Annotated in this window: 14 protein-coding genes and 2 pseudogenes; 11 read left to right on the top strand and 5 right to left on the bottom strand. The window is 40.0% G+C overall.

The annotated features are described in order from the left end of the window. Nucleotides 1-148: 148 nt before the first annotated feature. From Q5W13_RS21585 to Q5W13_RS21555, 8 genes are all read left to right on the top strand, one after another. Complete coding sequence (locus Q5W13_RS21585; protein WP_304444458.1) at nt 149-331, top strand: hypothetical protein; 183 nt, start codon at nt 149-151, stop codon at nt 329-331. A 131-nt stretch (nt 332-462) separates the two neighbouring features. Continuing rightward, nucleotides 463-948 (top strand): hypothetical protein, encoded by a 486-nt coding sequence (locus Q5W13_RS21580; protein WP_304444457.1) that lies wholly within the window; start codon nt 463-465, stop codon nt 946-948. Then, a complete protein-coding gene (locus Q5W13_RS21575; protein WP_304444456.1) occupies nt 938-1,597 on the top strand; it encodes an Ig-like domain-containing protein in 660 nt (219 codons plus the stop codon). The genes Q5W13_RS21580 and Q5W13_RS21575 overlap by 11 nt, the downstream gene beginning before the upstream one ends. A gap of 13 nt (nt 1,598-1,610) precedes the next feature. After that, the gene (locus tag Q5W13_RS25860) at nt 1,611-1,895 is read left to right on the top strand and encodes an SGBP N-terminal domain-containing protein (protein WP_497582246.1); all 285 of its coding nucleotides are present in this window, start codon (nt 1,611-1,613) and stop codon (nt 1,893-1,895) included. Next, nucleotides 1,892-2,743 (top strand): SGBP N-terminal domain-containing protein, encoded by an 852-nt coding sequence (locus Q5W13_RS21570; protein ID WP_304444455.1) that lies wholly within the window; start codon nt 1,892-1,894, stop codon nt 2,741-2,743. Before Q5W13_RS25860 ends, Q5W13_RS21570 begins: the two co-directional genes overlap by 4 nt. 5 nt (nt 2,744-2,748) lie before the next feature. Further along, nucleotides 2,749-4,605: a PKD domain-containing protein gene (locus Q5W13_RS21565; protein WP_304444454.1), complete on the top strand. Its 1,857-nt coding sequence runs from the start codon at nt 2,749-2,751 to the stop codon at nt 4,603-4,605. Between the two features lie 114 nt (nt 4,606-4,719). Next, complete coding sequence (locus Q5W13_RS21560) at nt 4,720-4,881, top strand: hypothetical protein (protein WP_304444453.1); 162 nt, start codon at nt 4,720-4,722, stop codon at nt 4,879-4,881. 114 nt (nt 4,882-4,995) lie between these two features. Next, nucleotides 4,996-5,601 carry a PKD domain-containing protein gene (locus tag Q5W13_RS21555; protein ID WP_304444452.1) on the top strand — a complete coding sequence of 202 codons (606 nt, stop codon included), beginning with the start codon at nt 4,996-4,998 and terminating at the stop codon, nt 5,599-5,601. A 108-nt stretch (nt 5,602-5,709) separates the two neighbouring features. Here the strand turns inward: Q5W13_RS21555 and recG are convergent. Then, a pseudogene (recG, locus tag Q5W13_RS21550) lies at nt 5,710-7,815 on the bottom strand (ATP-dependent DNA helicase RecG). 78 nt (nt 7,816-7,893) lie between these two features. Between recG and Q5W13_RS21545 the strand changes: the two are divergent. Then, nucleotides 7,894-9,954, top strand: a complete 2,061-nt coding sequence (locus Q5W13_RS21545) for a M1 family metallopeptidase (RefSeq protein WP_304444451.1) — start codon at nt 7,894-7,896, stop codon at nt 9,952-9,954. 2 nt (nt 9,955-9,956) lie between these two features. Continuing rightward, on the top strand, nt 9,957-10,877 hold the full coding sequence (locus tag Q5W13_RS21540) for a patatin-like phospholipase family protein (RefSeq protein WP_194534754.1): 921 nt from the start codon (nt 9,957-9,959) through the stop codon (nt 10,875-10,877). Nucleotides 10,878-10,956: 79 nt separating this feature from the next. On the opposite strand, the gene Q5W13_RS21535 is transcribed toward Q5W13_RS21540, so the two are convergent. The 4 genes and pseudogenes from Q5W13_RS21535 to Q5W13_RS21520 form a co-directional block, all read right to left on the bottom strand. Beyond that, entirely contained in the window at nt 10,957-11,478 is a 522-nt protein-coding gene (locus Q5W13_RS21535; protein WP_194534755.1) for a DUF7935 family protein, read from the bottom strand. 76 nt (nt 11,479-11,554) lie between these two features. Continuing rightward, on the bottom strand, nt 11,555-12,325 hold the full coding sequence (locus Q5W13_RS21530) for an OmpA family protein (protein WP_304444450.1): 771 nt from the start codon (nt 12,323-12,325) through the stop codon (nt 11,555-11,557). Between the two features lie 71 nt (nt 12,326-12,396). After that, nucleotides 12,397-13,965 (bottom strand): FMN-binding glutamate synthase family protein, encoded by a 1,569-nt coding sequence (locus tag Q5W13_RS21525; protein ID WP_304444449.1) that lies wholly within the window; start codon nt 13,963-13,965, stop codon nt 12,397-12,399. Between the two features lie 53 nt (nt 13,966-14,018). Then, nucleotides 14,019-15,294: pseudogene (locus Q5W13_RS21520) on the bottom strand (amidohydrolase). Between the two features lie 261 nt (nt 15,295-15,555). Here Q5W13_RS21520 and Q5W13_RS21515 point away from each other — a divergent pair. Continuing rightward, entirely contained in the window at nt 15,556-17,418 is a 1,863-nt protein-coding gene (locus Q5W13_RS21515; protein WP_304444448.1) for a DNA topoisomerase IV subunit B, read from the top strand. Nucleotides 17,419-17,425: the final 7 nt, after the last annotated feature.

Raw genomic sequence — 17,425 nt, 5'->3', positions numbered from 1 at the left:
TTTTACGTTTCAACTCGACTTTTGATTAAAAAGGGTCGTGTTCTATTTATAATTTAATTCGATTCCATATCTTGTAGCACTTTCTTGATAAAGAAGAGTTTACCTAGTATATTATTTTAAAAGGAACCATTAGTCCCCATACTGCAAAATGAAGAAGTACGTAAAGGTTTTGTTATCCTGTTGTTGTCTATTTTTGATAGTGTTGGCCTGTACCAAAGAAGTAGGACTTATTACCGAGGTAGAGTTTGAGCTTTTGGAACAACACACGGCGGAAGGATATGTAAACCAGGACTTCCCACCACTTTTACGGTCTTACCTGAAGAAATTTTAGAGAACTACGAATATAATATCACTTACGAAATATTGGATGGCGATGGTTATTTCGAGGATATCGATGGCAATCGTTTAAAAGCAGGGGTAGGGCAGTCCGTGCCTACGACCCTAACCAGTTCACTCATGTATATGGGAGCGGAAACAGGGGAGCATAGGGTTAAGATAACAGGTACCGATAACTTCGGACTGTCTCAGGAGATTGAGGTGACGTACGACCTGAGCGATGTTCCAGTGATTTGGGAGGCTTCGAGTGAGCTCACAGAACTTGAACGGGAAACCCCTGTAGATCTATCGCTTTTGTTCGAGACCTTAGACGGAGCCTTGGATGTGGATTACGAGGCAATGTTCGGGTTCAATTCCGGTTCAGGAAGCCTTGAACCATCAGAGGAGAACGGTTATGTGCTGAGCGGGGAGTACAATTCTATAGTTCCTGGCACTTCTCCTTTTGTGTTTACACCTTCCGAACTAGGGCCACAGCAATTAGTCTTTACCCTTCGTGACAGCAACGGTCAAGAAATAGAGGCCTTGCTTGATTTCAACGTAGTCGAGTTTATCGATGTCATTTCCATTTCCCTCGATCAGCCAGGATACGATCAAAATGAAATTGGGCGATGAAATACCTCCCGCTTTCACTTTCGACCCGCCCAATGCCACGGATCAGGGGGTTACGGTGGTGTCCAGTGACCCGGATGTCGTGTTCATTGACGAGAACAATGTTTGTATCGCAGTAGGATTGGGCACGGCGGTGGTCACCGTTACTTCCGTCTCGAACCCCGAAGCGAGCGATACGGTAACGGTAGTGGTCATAGAGGCCGATAGGATACCTGTAACGGGTATCACCGTTTCGCAGGAGAACCCCGGGGCCACGGGAACGGAGCGCCAATTGTTGGCGGCCGTCCTTCCCGAAGACGCAACGGACCCTAGTGTAACCTGGTCCTCTAGCGACGATACGATAGCAAGTATAGACGAGAACGGTCTGTTGACGGGTCTTTCGGCGGGTACGGCCACGATAACGGCCACCTCGGTCTCGGACCCGGATATCAAGGGAGTCGTACAGATCGAGATTACGGGCGTTTCGCTGTTGTCCGCGAACAGTATCGAGACCTTCGCCCTGAAGGACCAGATCGAGACCGCAACGATAGATCCGGTCACACATACCGTTTCGATTACCGTTCTGGAGGGTACGCCCTTGAACGTGGCACCTATCATGTTGACGGTATCGGAAGGGGCAACTATTGCGCTTAGGACTTTTACAGGCACGTGATTTCAGTTCCCCTGTGGAATATACGGTGACTTCGGGCAACGGTACCGAGCAGGTATGGACGGTAAACGCCAAGGTGTTGACCATTCCTGTGGCCGGGGAAACCAATATTACGGGCTTCGAGCTTGCAGGTCAGAATAGCTCCACGATAAATACTACGGACCGAACGGTAACGGTGAACGTTCCCGACGGAACGGAGCTTAACGTAGCACCACAGATACTGGAGGTCTCCCCCGACGCAACTGTGGCTCCGGCGATAGGCCAGGTCAAGATTTTTCCGAGGCCGTTACCTATACGGTGACCCCTGAGACCGGGACGCCGCAGGTATGGACGGTAAACGTGACCGTTTCAGCGCCTCCGGGCAGCGACCAGAACGCGATAACGGCGTTTGAACTACTCGGTCAGACGGATGTGGCAATTGACAATACGGCTGGTACGATAACGGTTACGGTTCCTAATGGCACCAATTTGAGTGCAGCTCCTTCGGTATTGAACGTTTCTGAAAATGCCACGGTAAATCCAGCAATAGGGGATGTACAGGATTTTTCCGGCGCCGTTACTTATACCGTTACCGCTGAAAATACTGACGAAAGAGTTTGGACGGTGAACGTTAACGTAACGAGCAGCAGCAACAAGTCCATTGATAGTTTCATGGTTAATGAGGTATCGGGAACATTCAATGGTACCGATATATCGTTGACTTTACCATTTGGAACCGATGTAACTGCATTATCTCCGGAAATCGAATTTTTTGGACAATCTGTGAATCCGGCATCTGGAACACCTACCGATTTCACTAGTGATGTGGTCTACACTGTTACTGCTGATGATAACAGTACCTTGGATTATACAGTTGCCATAATAATAGCTGCTAAAACGAACACTGCACCAACGACAGAGGATTTCCCCGTTATTGTCCAGCAGGACAGTAATAATAATAGTATCGACCTTTCGCCGCATATTAACGATGATGATGATGGCGATGTGCTTACGGTTTCCATAATATCCGATTTCGAAAATGGTGTGGTTACAGTTTCGGGCACTACACTTATATATACTCCAACCCCACAGGTTATAATGGGGGAGACACCATTGTCTATACTGTTGATGATGGCAGTGGAGGAAACGTTAGGGGAGCGGTTAACGTAACGGTGATGCCTGCAAACTCTAACAATCAGAGTCCAACAGCAGAGTCTTCAGCCGATGTTACCAATGGAGATGCTCCTTTGACAGTAAGCTTTACGGGGAATACATCCTCCGACCCGGATAATGATACCTTGAGCTATTTATGGGATTTCGGTGATGGTAGCACATCCACACTGCAAAATCCGTCGCATGTTTTCGAGTCTCCAATTACATATAATGTGATACTGACGGTAACCGATGACGGAAGTCCTTCACTTAGCGATGAGGCATCGGCTATTACTATAGAAGCAGGTAACGCGAATCAATTTCCGGTTGCGGTAGCCTTAGCCAATACTACCAATGGAAACGCCCCTTTGACGGTAAACTTTACAGGTAGCAACTCTTCCGATCCAGATAGCGGTGATACTTTGAGTTATTTATGGGATTTTGGTGACGGTAGCACGTCCACACAGGAAAACCCGTCGCACGAGTTTGCGGCAGGCACCTATGACGTGGTTCTGACGGTAACTGATGATGCAAGTCAGCCACGCAGCAATTCGGCAACTGCCATCAGGATAGAGGCGGGCATCGCTAACAGAATTCCGGTCGCAGTTTCCTCGGCCGATGCTATAAACGGTAATGCTCCTTTGACGGTAAAATTCACAGGCAGTACATCTTCTGACCCAGACGATGACGACTTGAGTTATATATGGAGTTTTGGTGATGGTAGCACATCTATTTCAGAGGATCCAACTCACGAGTTTTCGGCCCCAAAGACTTATGAAGTTGTTCTAACGGTAACGGATAATGGAATTCCTGTACTTAGCAATGCAGCAACGGCTATTACGATAGAAGTAGACCAAGCTAATCAAATTCCCATAGCAAGAGCTTTGGCTGATATTACCAGCGGAGTTGGTCCCTTGACGGTAAAATTCACTGGGAGTACCTCCTCTGACCCGGATGATGATTCTTTGAGCTATTTTTGGGATTTTGGTGATGGAGGAACTTCGACTTCAGATGACCCAACCCACAAGTTTTCGGCTGCAGATACTTATAACGTTGTTCTAACGGTAACCGATGACGGAAATCCTGTTCGGAGCAATAGTGTTAGTTTATCGATAGAAGTTGATCCGAACATAGCACCTTTAGCAGTTGATGATAATTTTTCAGTAGATGAAGCTGGTAATTTGAATCGACTCATATTAACGAATGACACGGACGATGAAAATAATGACTTAACAGTTAATTGGGTTGGTGGCAGCGCAGCGAATGTAGGTCAGGCCGTTGGCGGTTCAGATGGTGGTTTGTTTACTATAGCCGCCGGGGGTGGTCTTAATTTCAATACAAACAACGACTTTGATGGTTTGAATGATGGAGAAACCCAAACGACAACTATTCAATACAGAATAACTGATGGTAACTCTAATTCGAATACTGCGACTGTGACTGTAACGGTTACGGGTGTAAGTCCCATAAATAATGCTCCTACGGCAGATATTCAAAGCGATATTGTAAACGGGACAACACCGCTTGAAGTGAATTTTAACGGAGAAGGCTCCTTTGACAGTGATGGCTCGATAGCGTCCTATAGTTGGACTTTTGGAGAGAATGAAGTGGCAAGTAATTCACCAAATCCTACATATAATTATATTAATCCATATGAATTTACGGTTACTCTAGTAGTTACGGATGACGATGGCGCTACGGATTCCACGAGTGTAACTATAACCGTTGTAAATGCTCCTGCGAATAATGTTCCTACGGCAGTTATTAATAGTAATGTTACAAATGGCACAACACCACTTAGTGTGGAGTTTAATGGAGAAGATTCTTTTGATAACGATGGCTCGATTGTCTCTTATCTTATGGACTTTTGGAGAGACTAATGATATAAGTACGTCGTCAACACCTATATATGAGTATGTCACCCCACAGGTGATTTTATCGTAACCTTAACAGTTAAAGATAATGATGGAGCAACGAATTCTACAACGATGACTGTGAATGTTGAAAATGCTCCAGTAAACAATGCGCCAACGGCAGTTATTAATAGTAATGTTACAAATGGCACAACACCACTTAGTGTGGAGTTTAATGGAGAGAATTCTTTTGATAACGATGGCTCGATTGTCTCTTATCTTATGGACTTTTGGAGAGACTAATGATATAAGTACATCGTCAACACCTATATATGAGTATGTCTCCCATAAGGTGATTATATCGTAACCTTAACAGTTAAAGATAATGATGGAGCAACGAATTCTACAACGATGACTGTGAATGTTGAAAATGCTCCTGTAAATATTGCGCCAACGGCAAATGCGGGTCCTAATCAGAATATCACCTTGCCTACAAATAGTGTTACCTTGGATGGTTCGGACAGCGAAGATTTAGATGGTAGTATTAAGTCTTATAAATGGACAAAAGTTGGAGGAACTGGTACTATTAACAGTCCAAACAGTGTAAGTACATCTGTAACGGGCTTGACGAACGTAGGAAGCTACACATTTATACTTACTGTGACCGATAATGAAAATGCTGAGTCTAGTGATTTAGTAATTGTAACAGTTTCTGATCCAGTTGTGCCAAAGGCAACATGGAATGGCTCACAAAATGTAAGTATTGGACAACCATCAGTTAGCGGGACGGTTACAATTTCAGGTGGACCAATGACTTTTATTTTTGGAATAGGTTCATCAGGACCTGAGAGCGGAATTATAACCTTTATAATAAATGGAAAGTCGTACACAGCATCTATCTCAGGAGGGGGGTCGAACGAACGAATAACCGAAAGCTTCCCTCATGGGACATATAATTACAGCCTAACTTTAAGTGGTTCTGGTAATTATAGCGGAGGTGTTAATGCTCAGGGAAGTCCATAAAGATATTAAATTCTTTATTAATTTTGGTATAACTCAAAACACATTTTTTATTTATCATTATAATAAAGTACAATTTTTAAAATCACCAAATGAAATTTTAGTTTATTCTCAACTTATATAATTCCAAATATTCTTATACTTCACTAATTGTGAATAAGCATATCTTATGACCAAGGTTTTCTGGTTTTTCAAGGGAAGGGTCATCTTTTAAGAGTTGCATGGCGTGGTAACGAGCTGTTTTGAGAATATCGTTGTCTTTTACGATATCTGCAATCTTCAAATTAAGTACGCCACTTTGCTGTGTTCCCATAATATCCCCATGGCCACGTAGTTTTAAATCGACTTCTGCAATTTCAAAACCATCGTTGGTGTGCACCATGGTTTGTAGTCTGGTTTTTGCTTCTGTAGACAACTTGTTTCCTGTCATAAGGATACAGAAACTTTGGTCTGCACCACGCCCCACACGACCTCTAAGTTGGTGCAGTTGTGATAAACCAAAACGCTCAGCACTTTCAATAATCATTACCGATGCATTGGGGACATTTACGCCTACTTCAATTACCGTTGTGGCTACCATTATTTGGGTTTCTCCTTTTACAAAACGGGACATTTCATATTCTTTGTCCGCTGGTTTCATCTGACCGTGTACTATAGATATCTGAAAGTCAGGTAGGGGAAGTCACGAGAGATGCTTTCATAACCATCCATTAAATCTTTATAGTCTAATGCTTCTGATTCCTGTATAAGAGGATAAACAATGTAAATCTGTCGCCCTTTCTTTATTTCGTCCCGTATAAATTGAAATACCTTTAAACGATTGCTGTCAAACCTATGTACTGTTTTAATTGGTTTTCTTCCGGGAGGAAGCTCATCAATGGTAGAAACATCTAAATCGCCATATAGGCTCATTGCCAATGTTCGAGGAATAGGAGTTGCCGTCATTACCAAAATATGAGGAGGAATATCGTTTTTGTGCCAAAGTCTAGAGCGCTGCGCTACGCCAAAACGGTGTTGCTCATCCACTATGGCCAAGCCTAAATTTTTAAATTTCACCTTATCTTCTAGAAGCGCGTGGGTACCTATAAGAATCTGAAGTTCTCCGCTTTCCAATTGTTCGTGAATGGGTTTGCGGGCAGATTTTTTCACAGAACCTGTTAAAAGAGAGCAACTAATACCTGTGCCTTCCAGAAGTTCTGAAATTCCAGTGTAATGTTGATTAGCTAAAATTTCTGTAGGAGCCATTAAGCAAGCTTGGAAGCCATTATCAATAGCTAGAAGCATTGCCATAACCGCAACAATAGTTTTTCCGGAACCCACATCGCCTTGAAGCAATCGGTTCATTTGGGCATTACTGCCCAAATCGCCCCTTATCTCTTTGATAACCCTTTTTTGGGCACCTGTAAGTTCAAAAGGCAAATGATTTTTATAGAAGTCATTAAAGAGTATACCAACTTGGTCAAAATTAAATCCTTTAATTTTCTTCTTGTGAAGCATGTTCTTCGCAATCAGCTGCATTTGAATATAAAAGAGTTCTTCAAATTTTAGTCTGAATTGGGCTTTAGCTAAGAGCTCTTGATTTTTGGGGAAATGTATGTTGAAAAGTGATTCGCTTTTGGGTAGTAGCTTTAATTCAAATAATAATTTCTCAGAAAGCGTTTCTGTAAATCGGCCTTTGGTTTCAATAAATATTTGCTGAACCAGTTTACTTATCACCCTATTAGAAATACCTTTGTTACTCAGTTTTTCGGTGGAGGGGTAAACGGGTTGCATGGCTACTTTAAGGCCTTGTTCGTGGTCTTTTTGGAGTTCCATTTCTGGGTGAGGCATTGAAAACTTACCATTGAACCAATTACACTTACCAAAAATTACATATGGTGTATTGAGCTTTATGTTCTCACGAATCCATTTTTGACCTCTAAACCAAACAAGTTCCATTTCACCAGTTTCATCAACAAAACTAGCTACAAGGCGTTTCCCTTTCTTTTGCTCTACGGATTTAAGGTGCACTATTTTGCCTACAATCTGCACATCGGCAGAATTACGCTGTAGTTGCCCTATCTTATAATATTGGGTCTTATCTATGTATCTATTAGGGAAAAGGTTTAGTAAATCCTGAAATGTATGTATGCCTAGTTCAGACTGTAAAGTTTCGGCCCTGTTGGGTCCTACACCTTTTAAGTATACGATAGGAGTCTGAAGTGAATTAGCGTTCATGGGACTAAATTAGGTGATAGGTACAATTGCCACAAACTAAAACGTTAAATTTGGTCTACTATTTGTTCCTAAGACTTCATGAGAAACCTTTTTGCACTCCTTTTTTTCTTTTCGATATGTTCTTGTTTTGGTCAACATCAAGATAAAGTCGACTTTATTCAAGCCGATGTATTTATTGAACCTATTCCTTTAAATAAGGAGATAAAAGGTGGTGTAATTTATCGGTTTAACGTACTTCAACATGTTGATTCCGTTTTCCTTGATGCTAAAGATATGGCATTTACAAAAGTTGAACTGGACGGTAAAAAAGTGGACTTTACTAAAACGGATAAAACCATTTCAATTTATAAAAAGTTTAAAAAAGACAAATCACATAAACTCACTATTGAGTATTTGGCCAAACCAAAGCAAACCGTTTATTTCTTAGGTTGGGGTGATAATATAGAAGGAAACGAACAGATTTGGACGCAAGGTCAAGGCAAGTATACCAGTCATTGGTTGCCTAGCTTTGATGATATGAACGAAAAAGTTGAATTTGATTTATTTATTCAGGCCGGTAGAAAATTTGATGTAATAGCAAATGGTAAGTTGGCTGTGGTTCCTCCTCAGACAGATGATAACCCAGTTTGGCTATTTAATATGAAGAAGCCTATGAGCAGTTATCTGTTGGCTTTTACTATTGGTGATTACAGTAAACAGGAATTAGTTTCTTCTAGTGGAGTGCCCATTGAAAATTATTATTATCCTCAAGATAGTGCAATGGTAGAGCCAACGTACCGATACACACAACAAATTTTTGATTTTCTGGAAGATGAAATTGGAGTTCCTTACCCATGGCAGAATTACAAACAGATTCCTGTTCGCGACTTTTTATACGCAGGAATGGAGAATACGGGAACTACAATTTTTTCTGATGGATATGTTATAGATTCCACCGCTTTTGTAGATAAAAACTTTGTAAATGTCAATGCCCATGAATTGGCGCACCAGTGGTTTGGTAACTTGGTTACTGAAAAAGATGGAAATCACCATTGGCTGCATGAAGGATTCGCGACTTATTATGCTTATTTAGCCGAAAAGGAAATTTTTGGCGATGACCATTTTTACTGGAAGTTGTTTGAAACAGCAAAAGAGCTTCAGGAAATATCTGAGAATGGTAAAGGGCAAGCTTTGGTAGACCCCAAAGCGAGTAGTGCTACTTTTTATGAAAAGGGAGCATGGGCCTTGGTTATGTTAAAAGATAAAGTGGGGGATGAGGCGTTTAAAAAAGCAGTTTCAGCATATTTGAATAAACATCAGTTTAAGAATGTAACTATTGATGATTTTATTAAGGAGGTTGAACTGTCATCAGCTTTAAATCTAGATGAGTTTAGAGCAAAGTGGTTGCTGTCCACTGAGTTTCCTTATGACGATGTGAAGACCTTTCTAATGGCGAAAAACAAATCTATCCGTACTTTTTTCGTTTCTAAACACTCCGAAAAAGACCTTAGTGTTTGGTTACATGAAAATCGGCCCGTACAATATAAAGAGGCATTAATTGATAAATTTGAAAAAGAGATAGTAGCGGGCGGATTGGAGATGATATTAATGGAAAGTCTTTATTTAGAAGTTCGTCAAAAAGGGCTTCAGCTAATTCAAAAAATTCCAATTAATAAAAAGGAAGTAGTGGAGAAATTGTTGACCGATAAAAGTTATGTGACCCAAGAACTAGCTTTGTATAAGCTATGGTCAACTTTTCCTGAAAGTCAAAAGGTATATTTAGATGCTACTAAGGGTGTTATTGGCTTGCCAAACAAAAATGTAAGGTTATTGTGGTTGTTGTTAGCGGTTGCCACGAATGACTATGAAGCTGAAAATACTACAAAGTATTTTGCGGAATTGAGTAGTTATACCTCTCCGGAATATGGATGGGAAGTTCGTATGTCCGCATTTCAATACTTGCGTGAAATAGGTTTTACAGATGATGGGCTTCTTAATCTTATCTACGCTACAAACCACCATTCATGGCAGTTTAAGAAATTCGCTAGAGGTTTAATAGATGAACTTTTAGAAGATGAAGATTATAAAATTCGTATCCAGAAACTGGTTGAGAAACTAAACGAAGACGAATCACGTTATATGAATACAAAACTTAATTAATAATGAGGGCATTAGTCATATCGGGTGGAGGTAGTAAAGGCGCTTTTGCAGGCGGCGTTGCGCAATACCTAATGGAAGAACTCCATCATGAATACGATTTTTTTCTTGGCACCTCTACAGGTAGTTTACTCATTTCTCACTTAGCTCTTGCTAAAATTGAAAAAATAAAAGAGGTTTATACGAATGTGAATCAGCATAGTATTTTCAGTAATTGCCCTTTTACCATACAAAAGAAACATGGTGTGCATACCATTGGTATAGACCACTGGAACGTGTTGAAGAATTTTTATAAAGGAAGAAAGACCTTTGGAGAAAGTAGAAATCTTCTAAAATTGATAAGAAATACGTTAACGGTAGAAGAATTTGAAAATTTAAAAAAGGGACCAAAGGAGATTATTGCAACGGTTTCAAACCTATCCTTAAATCAGGTAGAATACAAAAGCATTAATGATTGCACTTATGATGAGTTTTGTGAGTGGATTTGGATTTCATGCAACTACACACCTTTTATGAGTTTAGTCCGCAAGAATGGCTGTGAATATGCAGATGGTGGATTGGGAAACATGGTTCCTATAGAGGAAGCAATAAAACGAGGCGCTACAGAAGTAGACGTTATTGTTTTGCAGACGGAAGTAAGCCATTTAAACCGTTTACCTTCCCGAAATGCCTTCTCGCTACTTACCACAATGTTTGAGTATATGTTGGACCGTATAGAGCATCAAAACATTAGGATTGGCAAATATGTAGCAAAACACAATGATGCTATTATCAACTTTTATTATACGCCAACGGTCTTAACCACTAATTCCCTGATTTTTGATAAGGAAAAAATGACGGTCTGGTGGGAGAGTGGTTACAACTTTGCTAAATATAAAAACGCCGAACTCAATCAGATAGAGCCGGAAAAGGGCGAGGTACTCTAAAATAAAAAACCGCACGAACTATTTAAAGTTGGTACGGCTTTATCTAAACTGGTTAAGTTTAATATATATTTTAATTCATTTACTGCCAGAGGTAACCTATTTCTCTTTTGATATAGGTTAATGCTGTTGATGAAGGCGATTGCTTCTCCATAGTTTCCGTAAGGATATCTTCACGTAATTTATCAGCCGAATCGGTTTCGCTCATAGCTGCTTTACGAATCATTTGAACGGTCGCACTTTTAGCGGCCTTAATAACGTTCCAACATTCGTCCGTCATATAAATTTGTTGCGAAAGGTTGTGTTCAAACTCTGTTTCAACGCTTTTTATCAAAAGACTTTCATATGCATTTTTGTCGGCAGATTTTGGTGCTACTCTAACCACTAAACTAGGTATAGCTATTCGCTCAAGAAAAAGTGCCATACGCTCGTATGCTTGTAAACGAACAGGTATAGTGTTCTTTTGTGAGTCTTTATGTAGTAGAAAGCGTCTGCGCCCGTCTTCGTTTTTAGTGTGTAACTTAAAAAAATAAAAGGCAACGACCCCTGTAACTACTGCAGGCAATAAAAAGCCGAACATTTGTAAAATTCCTTCTCCAGACATTTTTGTTGGTATTTGGTTTATTTGGATACTAGAACGGGGGATTTTATCAAAAAGTATACAAAATTTAGGATAACTTTTAGTTCTTCATCTGCTCTCGGACCATGAGATAGAATTTATTAAAATCAGGGTGAATATTCACTTGAATACCTTCTTTTAAATTTCCATCTCTTCCTAACGCAGCAATACGCTCAGGAGCTACTGTGAATTTGTTTTGTAAGATAGTAGCGATTGCCATAGCCTGTTTTGCAGGAGTTTCAATATCTCCAGTCATACTAAGACCCTCTATGGTAACAGCTGTACTAGGATTGGCATTTAAGATATTTGCAATTTTCTCTGTCCAAGCTTCTGCTTCAGGCGTAAGCGTAGTTCCAGTATCACTTCCGTATAAACTAGATAAATCTGAAGAAACAACCACAGCACCTTCGGCAACGCCTATTTTGGCATTTTCTCCCATAGTCTGCTTTACATTGGTCAAAACAGCTATAGTAATGGAATCATTGGTGGCAATGGCTGCTTTAATTGTTTTAAGTTGATCTTCTTTAGTTGCAAGATTAGCCATAGCAGTAGATACCATGCTCGAATTTTTATTAGAAACCTCTGCGAAATTATTCAAGTTCTTCATTAAAGTATTGTTCGCACTTTGAAGTTCAGTTACCTGATTTCCGTATGACTCCGCTTTGGTGACGGCTACTTTTTCATTCTTTCTTGCATCAAAAACTTCAGCGTTTACTGAGTCTAATTGCATTTTCAATTGTGCTATTTCTTCTATAAGGTCGCTTTTACGTTGGGCTTGTATAGATAAGCTAGCGAAAAGGATAAGACCAAAGGTAAGTATGGGGTGTTTCATAAATTACTCAGATTAAATTCTTGTTATATGATTTGGAAATTACTAATAACGTAAACAAATGTATATTATTCTTAGCTGTTTTCACAATGCTTTCCTCCCAAGTGAATGCAATCATGCAGTTTTTGCATATTCACAAAAGGAACTTTGGCCTTGTTGTAGCCATAAGAAGAAGCTAAACTACGGTTTAGGGAGTTGTCATCTACATTTAATTGAACGTCATCCATAGTGTACTGGCAAGGGTGTTCGTAACCCGAGGCATGTGTAATTTCTAGAAACTCTTTTCTAAAGGTCATAAAATATTGTGCTAAACGGTCTGATTTTAACGGAACGTCAATTCCTTTCTGTAGCCATTTACTTTGAGTAGCAACACCCGCGGGGCAGCGATTGGTGTGGCAAACCTGAGCTTGAATACAACCTATACTCATCATTGCCTCACGAGCAACGTTAATGCAGTCAACACCCATGGCAAAAGCCATTGCCGCCTTGGCCGGGAATCCTAGTTTTCCACTTCCAATAAAAACAATACGATCAGTGAGTTGTCTTTCAAGAAAAACCCTGTATAAACTAGAAAAGCCATATACCCATGGTAATGATACATGATCAGCAAATGATGGGGGAGCAGCACCGGTGCCGCCTTCACCACCATCTACAGTAATAAAATCGGGGCCTTTTCCGGTTTTTATCATTAAATCAGCTAGTTCTTCCCATTGGTCTAACTTTCCAATAGCTCCTTTAATACCTACAGGTAATCCAGTTTCTTCGGCAATGTTTTCAATGAGTTCAAGAAGTTCTTTAACGTTGCTAAACGCTTTATGAGTTGCTGGTGATAATACGTCTTTTCCAATTTCAACACCTCTAATCTCTGCAATCTCAGCGGTAATCTTAGCACCAGGTAGAACACCTCCTTTACCTGGTTTAGCCCCTTGCGACAATTTAATCTCTATTGCTTTTATAGTTGGATTGTCAGTAACAAGCTTTTTCATTTTCTCCATGGAAAAATTTCCATCCGGCGTACGAACTCCAAAATAACCTGTTCCGATATGAAAAATAACATCACCTCCTTGTTTGTGATAAGGGGAAAGTCCGCCTTCACCTGTATTATGATAAGCATCAGCCTTCGCAACACCCTTGTTCATTGATTCTACAGCTGCAGCTGATAGCGAGCCAAAACTCATAGCAGATACATTAATAATAGAACTGGGGCGAAATGGCTTTTTCCTTTTATTGTGAACTCCCATTACCTTGGCACAAGGAATAAATGTTTTGTCAATTGCATTTACGTGATTTTCAGGTACCTTATATGCCATCATTTGATTCTTTATGAAAACATGCTGATGAGCATAGATATCACGATCAGTTCCAAAACCTTCGTAGTTGTTTTCCTTTTTTGCTGAAGCATAAATCCAACCTCTTTCTATACGATTAAAAGGAAGCTCTTCACGATTGTTCGCTACAAAGTATTGACGCATTTCCGGTCCTATACTTTCTAGCCAATAACGTAAGTGACCTACTAAAGGGAAGTTATGTGATATGGTATGTGACCGTTGAAAAAAGATATCTCTTATGGCAACGATTAAAAGAAAAATCAAAACCCAAATCCACCACGAAATACTTTGAAAAATTGAAATTATTTGGTCCATAAATATGTTTATAACTATTTAAACTAATTATTAAGGTTATTTATTTTAATCACCTAATTATTAAGGTAGTCAATGCTCATTTCTGTTAAAGCCTTTACGCCCAATAATAGGCCACTATCATCTATAATGAAATCTGGTGTATGATGCGGAAAAGACGCTGTATTTCCGGGTGTCATTCCTCCTAAAAAGAAGAAAAAAGCCTTGGTACTTCTTTCTGAAAATAAGAGAAGTCCTCCGCTCCAGTAACGGCCTTTTGTGTTTGTACATTGTTCTCTCCTGCGACTTTGTTTAACGAAGGTAGCATTTGTGTCACCAAGCCTGGGTCGTTATATGTGATATCCGTAGCATCTTTTATTTCAATTGTAGCTTCACCACCATAAGCTTTGGCAAGGGCAGGAACCATCTCTTTCATACGCTTGTTGATTAGCGCTTTCATACCATAATCTAAAGTACGGATGGTGCCTATCATTTCTGCGCTTTCCGGTATGATGTTAAACCGCACGCCACTTGTGATTTTTCCAACGGTAATCACTGCGGCTTCATTAGTCAATTCTACCTCTCTACTGATAATAGTTTGTAAGCCATCAATAATTTTGGCGCTAATTAAAATTGGGTCAACTCCGGACCAAGGTCTTGCGCCGTGGCTCTGTTTTCCTTTTACGTTGATAACAAATTTCTGGGCAGCGGCCATAGTGCCGCCAGATTTGTAGCGAATTACACCTACTGGTGTCTGTGAATTAATATGAAGTCCGAAAATAGCGTCTACGTCAGGGTTTTTGAGGACACCTTCTTTTACCATGAGTAGCGCACCGCCTTCTTCGCCTTCCGGAGGGCCTTCTTCAGCTGGCTGGAAAATGAATTTTACCGTTCCTTTTATCTTATCGGTGTGTTTGGAAAGAATCTCGGCAACCCCCATAAGAATGGCGGTATGCGTGTCGTGTCCGCAAGCATGCATAACGGGCACTTCTTCTCCTTTAAAATCTGTTACCACGGTAGATTTAAACGGAAGGTCGTTTCTTTCAAAAACGGGTAATGCGTCAATATCTGCTCGTAAAGCAATGACTTTGCTTACTTTTGGCCTTTTAAAATACCAACCACGCCTGTGTGAGCTACACCTGTTTGTACTTCTATTCCCAAAGAAGTAAGGTGTTTGGCAATCTTTTCCGCTGTTTTAAATTCTCGGTTGGATAGTTCTGGATTTTGATGAATTTCCCTTCTCCATTCTATGACCTTAGATTCAATAGCCTTGTACTCTTTTTCTAAATCTTGAGCTAGAATTGAATTCATGCTCCCAGTGGAAATTAGAAGACATAACAATAGTTTTTTCATTAAGTAGCGTGTTAATTGATGTAAATATGCTGACCTCAGATTATTTTAAACCGGTGCTTTGGTCAGAAAAAGTCTTCCGAATTACAAATTTTTAGCTTTTTTGTGCAAATTGGTGTGTTATGAGGGTAAAATTTAGCATATTAAGCGAATATATCAACAAAATGGACAAATTCATTGTTAATTACTTTAACAGTTTGGGGTTTCATCTTTTTAATTGTCGTCTTATCTTTAGCGTTAGTTTAGTTCCAAACCCCCTGATTTATGTCTGAGGAAAGTCAATATACAGAAGATAATATACGTTCACTCGATTGGAAAGAGCACATTCGGCTGCGTCCCGGTATGTATATCGGTAAGTTGGGTGATGGTTCTTCGGCCGATGATGGTATCTATATCTTGTTAAAAGAAACCATTGACAACTGTATTGATGAGTTTGTGATGGGGGCTGGTAAGACCATTGAAATCTCAATTCATGGGGACCGTGTCATTGTGCGCGATTATGGTCGTGGTATTCCTTTGGGGAAGGTGGTAGATGTAGTTTCAAAAATGAACACGGGAGGTAAGTATGACTCGCGTGCGTTTAAGAAGTCTGTTGGTTTAAACGGTGTTGGTACCAAGGCAGTGAATGCTCTTTCTAGCTTTTTTCGTGTGGAAAGTACCAGAGATGGTAAATCTAAGTCCGCTGAATTTCAAATTGGTGAGCTTCAAAAAGAAGAGCTGCTTGAGGAAACTACAAGGCGAAGGGGTACAAAGGTTAGTTTTACTCCTGATGAAGCCATTTTTAAGAAATTTAAATATAGAAACGAGTATGTGGAACGCATGCTCAAAAACTATGTATATCTAAATCCGGGATTGACTATCGTTTTTAACGGTGAAAAGTTTTATTCGGAGAACGGATTAAAGGATTTATTGGAGGATAACAACAACGCTGAAGATATCCTTTATCCAGTTATCCATTTAAAAGGTGATGATATTGAGGTTGCTATTACTCACAGTAAAACGCAGTATAGCGAGGAGTACCATTCTTTTGTTAATGGTCAGCATACGACCCATGGTGGTACGCACCAAGCGGCATTTCGTGAAGCTTTGGTTAAGACTATTCGTGACTTTTACGGAAAGAACTACGATGCCTCGGATGTTCGTAAATCTGTTATTTCTGCAATAGCCATTAAGGTGATGGAGCCTGTTTTTGAAAGTCAGACCAAAACCAAATTGGGTTCCACGGAAATGGGAGGTAACTTCCCTACAGTACGAACATATATTAACGACTTTATAGGGAAATACTTAGATAACTATCTGCATAAGAATCCTGAAACTGCAGAAAAGTTGCAGCGTAAAATTATGATGGCCGAAAGGGAGAGAAAAGATCTTTCCGGTATTCGTAAACTCGCTCGTGACCGTGCTAAGAAATCTAACCTTCATAATAAGAAGTTAAGGGATTGCCGTGTGCATTTAGGCGATATGAAGCATGATCGTCGTTTGGATAGTACATTGTTTATAACTGAAGGAGATTCTGCTTCCGGTTCTATTACAAAGTCTCGTGATGTGAACACACAAGCTGTATTTAGTCTCCGTGGAAAGCCGTTAAACTCTTACGGCATGTCTAAAAAAATCGTATACGAAAACGAAGAATTTAACCTGCTTCAGGCGGCTTTGAACATTGAAGAGTCTATGGAAGACTTGCGCTACAACAATGTGGTAATTGCAACTGATGCAGATGTTGATGGTATGCATATTCGATTGTTATTGATTACATTCTTCTTGCAATTCTTTCCTGAATTGATAAAAGAGAATCATTTATATATTTTGCAAACGCCATTATTCCGTGTGAGGAATAAAAAGGAAACAATTTATTGTTACAGTGAAGAGGAGCGAAAAAATGCAATGGAAAAACTATCTGGTAAACCAGAGATCACACGCTTTAAAGGTTTGGGTGAAATTTCACCGGACGAGTTCCAGCATTTCATAGGTGCGGACATTCGTTTAGAACCTGTTATGTTAGACAAGGCTATGTCAATAGAAGCATTGTTAAGTTTTTATATGGGCAAGAATACACCAGACCGCCAAAAATTTATCATAGAAAATCTTAAAGTAGAGATAGACTTGGTAGAGGAAAACAAATTATAAACCAAAG

The sequence above is a fragment of the Zobellia laminariae genome (genome assembly GCF_030553095.1).
GTDB lineage: Bacteria > Bacteroidota > Bacteroidia > Flavobacteriales > Flavobacteriaceae > Zobellia > Zobellia laminariae.
This window is presented reverse-complemented; position numbering and strand designations above follow the sequence as displayed.

Coding starts and splice junctions, on each gene's coding strand:
- Q5W13_RS21585 (WP_304444458.1), top strand. CDS start 149: ATGAAGAAGTACGTAAAGGTTTTGTTATCCTGTTGTTGTCTATTTTTG.
- Q5W13_RS21515 (WP_304444448.1), top strand. CDS start 15,556: ATGTCTGAGGAAAGTCAATATACAGAAGATAATATACGTTCACTCGAT.
- Q5W13_RS21545 (WP_304444451.1), top strand. CDS start 7,894: ATGAGAAACCTTTTTGCACTCCTTTTTTTCTTTTCGATATGTTCTTGT.
- Q5W13_RS21565 (WP_304444454.1), top strand. CDS start 2,749: ATGCCTGCAAACTCTAACAATCAGAGTCCAACAGCAGAGTCTTCAGCC.
- Q5W13_RS21525 (WP_304444449.1), bottom strand. CDS start 13,965: ATGGACCAAATAATTTCAATTTTTCAAAGTATTTCGTGGTGGATTTGG.
- Q5W13_RS21535 (WP_194534755.1), bottom strand. CDS start 11,478: ATGTCTGGAGAAGGAATTTTACAAATGTTCGGCTTTTTATTGCCTGCA.
- Q5W13_RS21530 (WP_304444450.1), bottom strand. CDS start 12,325: ATGAAACACCCCATACTTACCTTTGGTCTTATCCTTTTCGCTAGCTTA.
- Q5W13_RS21540 (WP_194534754.1), top strand. CDS start 9,957: ATGAGGGCATTAGTCATATCGGGTGGAGGTAGTAAAGGCGCTTTTGCA.
- Q5W13_RS21580 (WP_304444457.1), top strand. CDS start 463: ATGGGAGCGGAAACAGGGGAGCATAGGGTTAAGATAACAGGTACCGAT.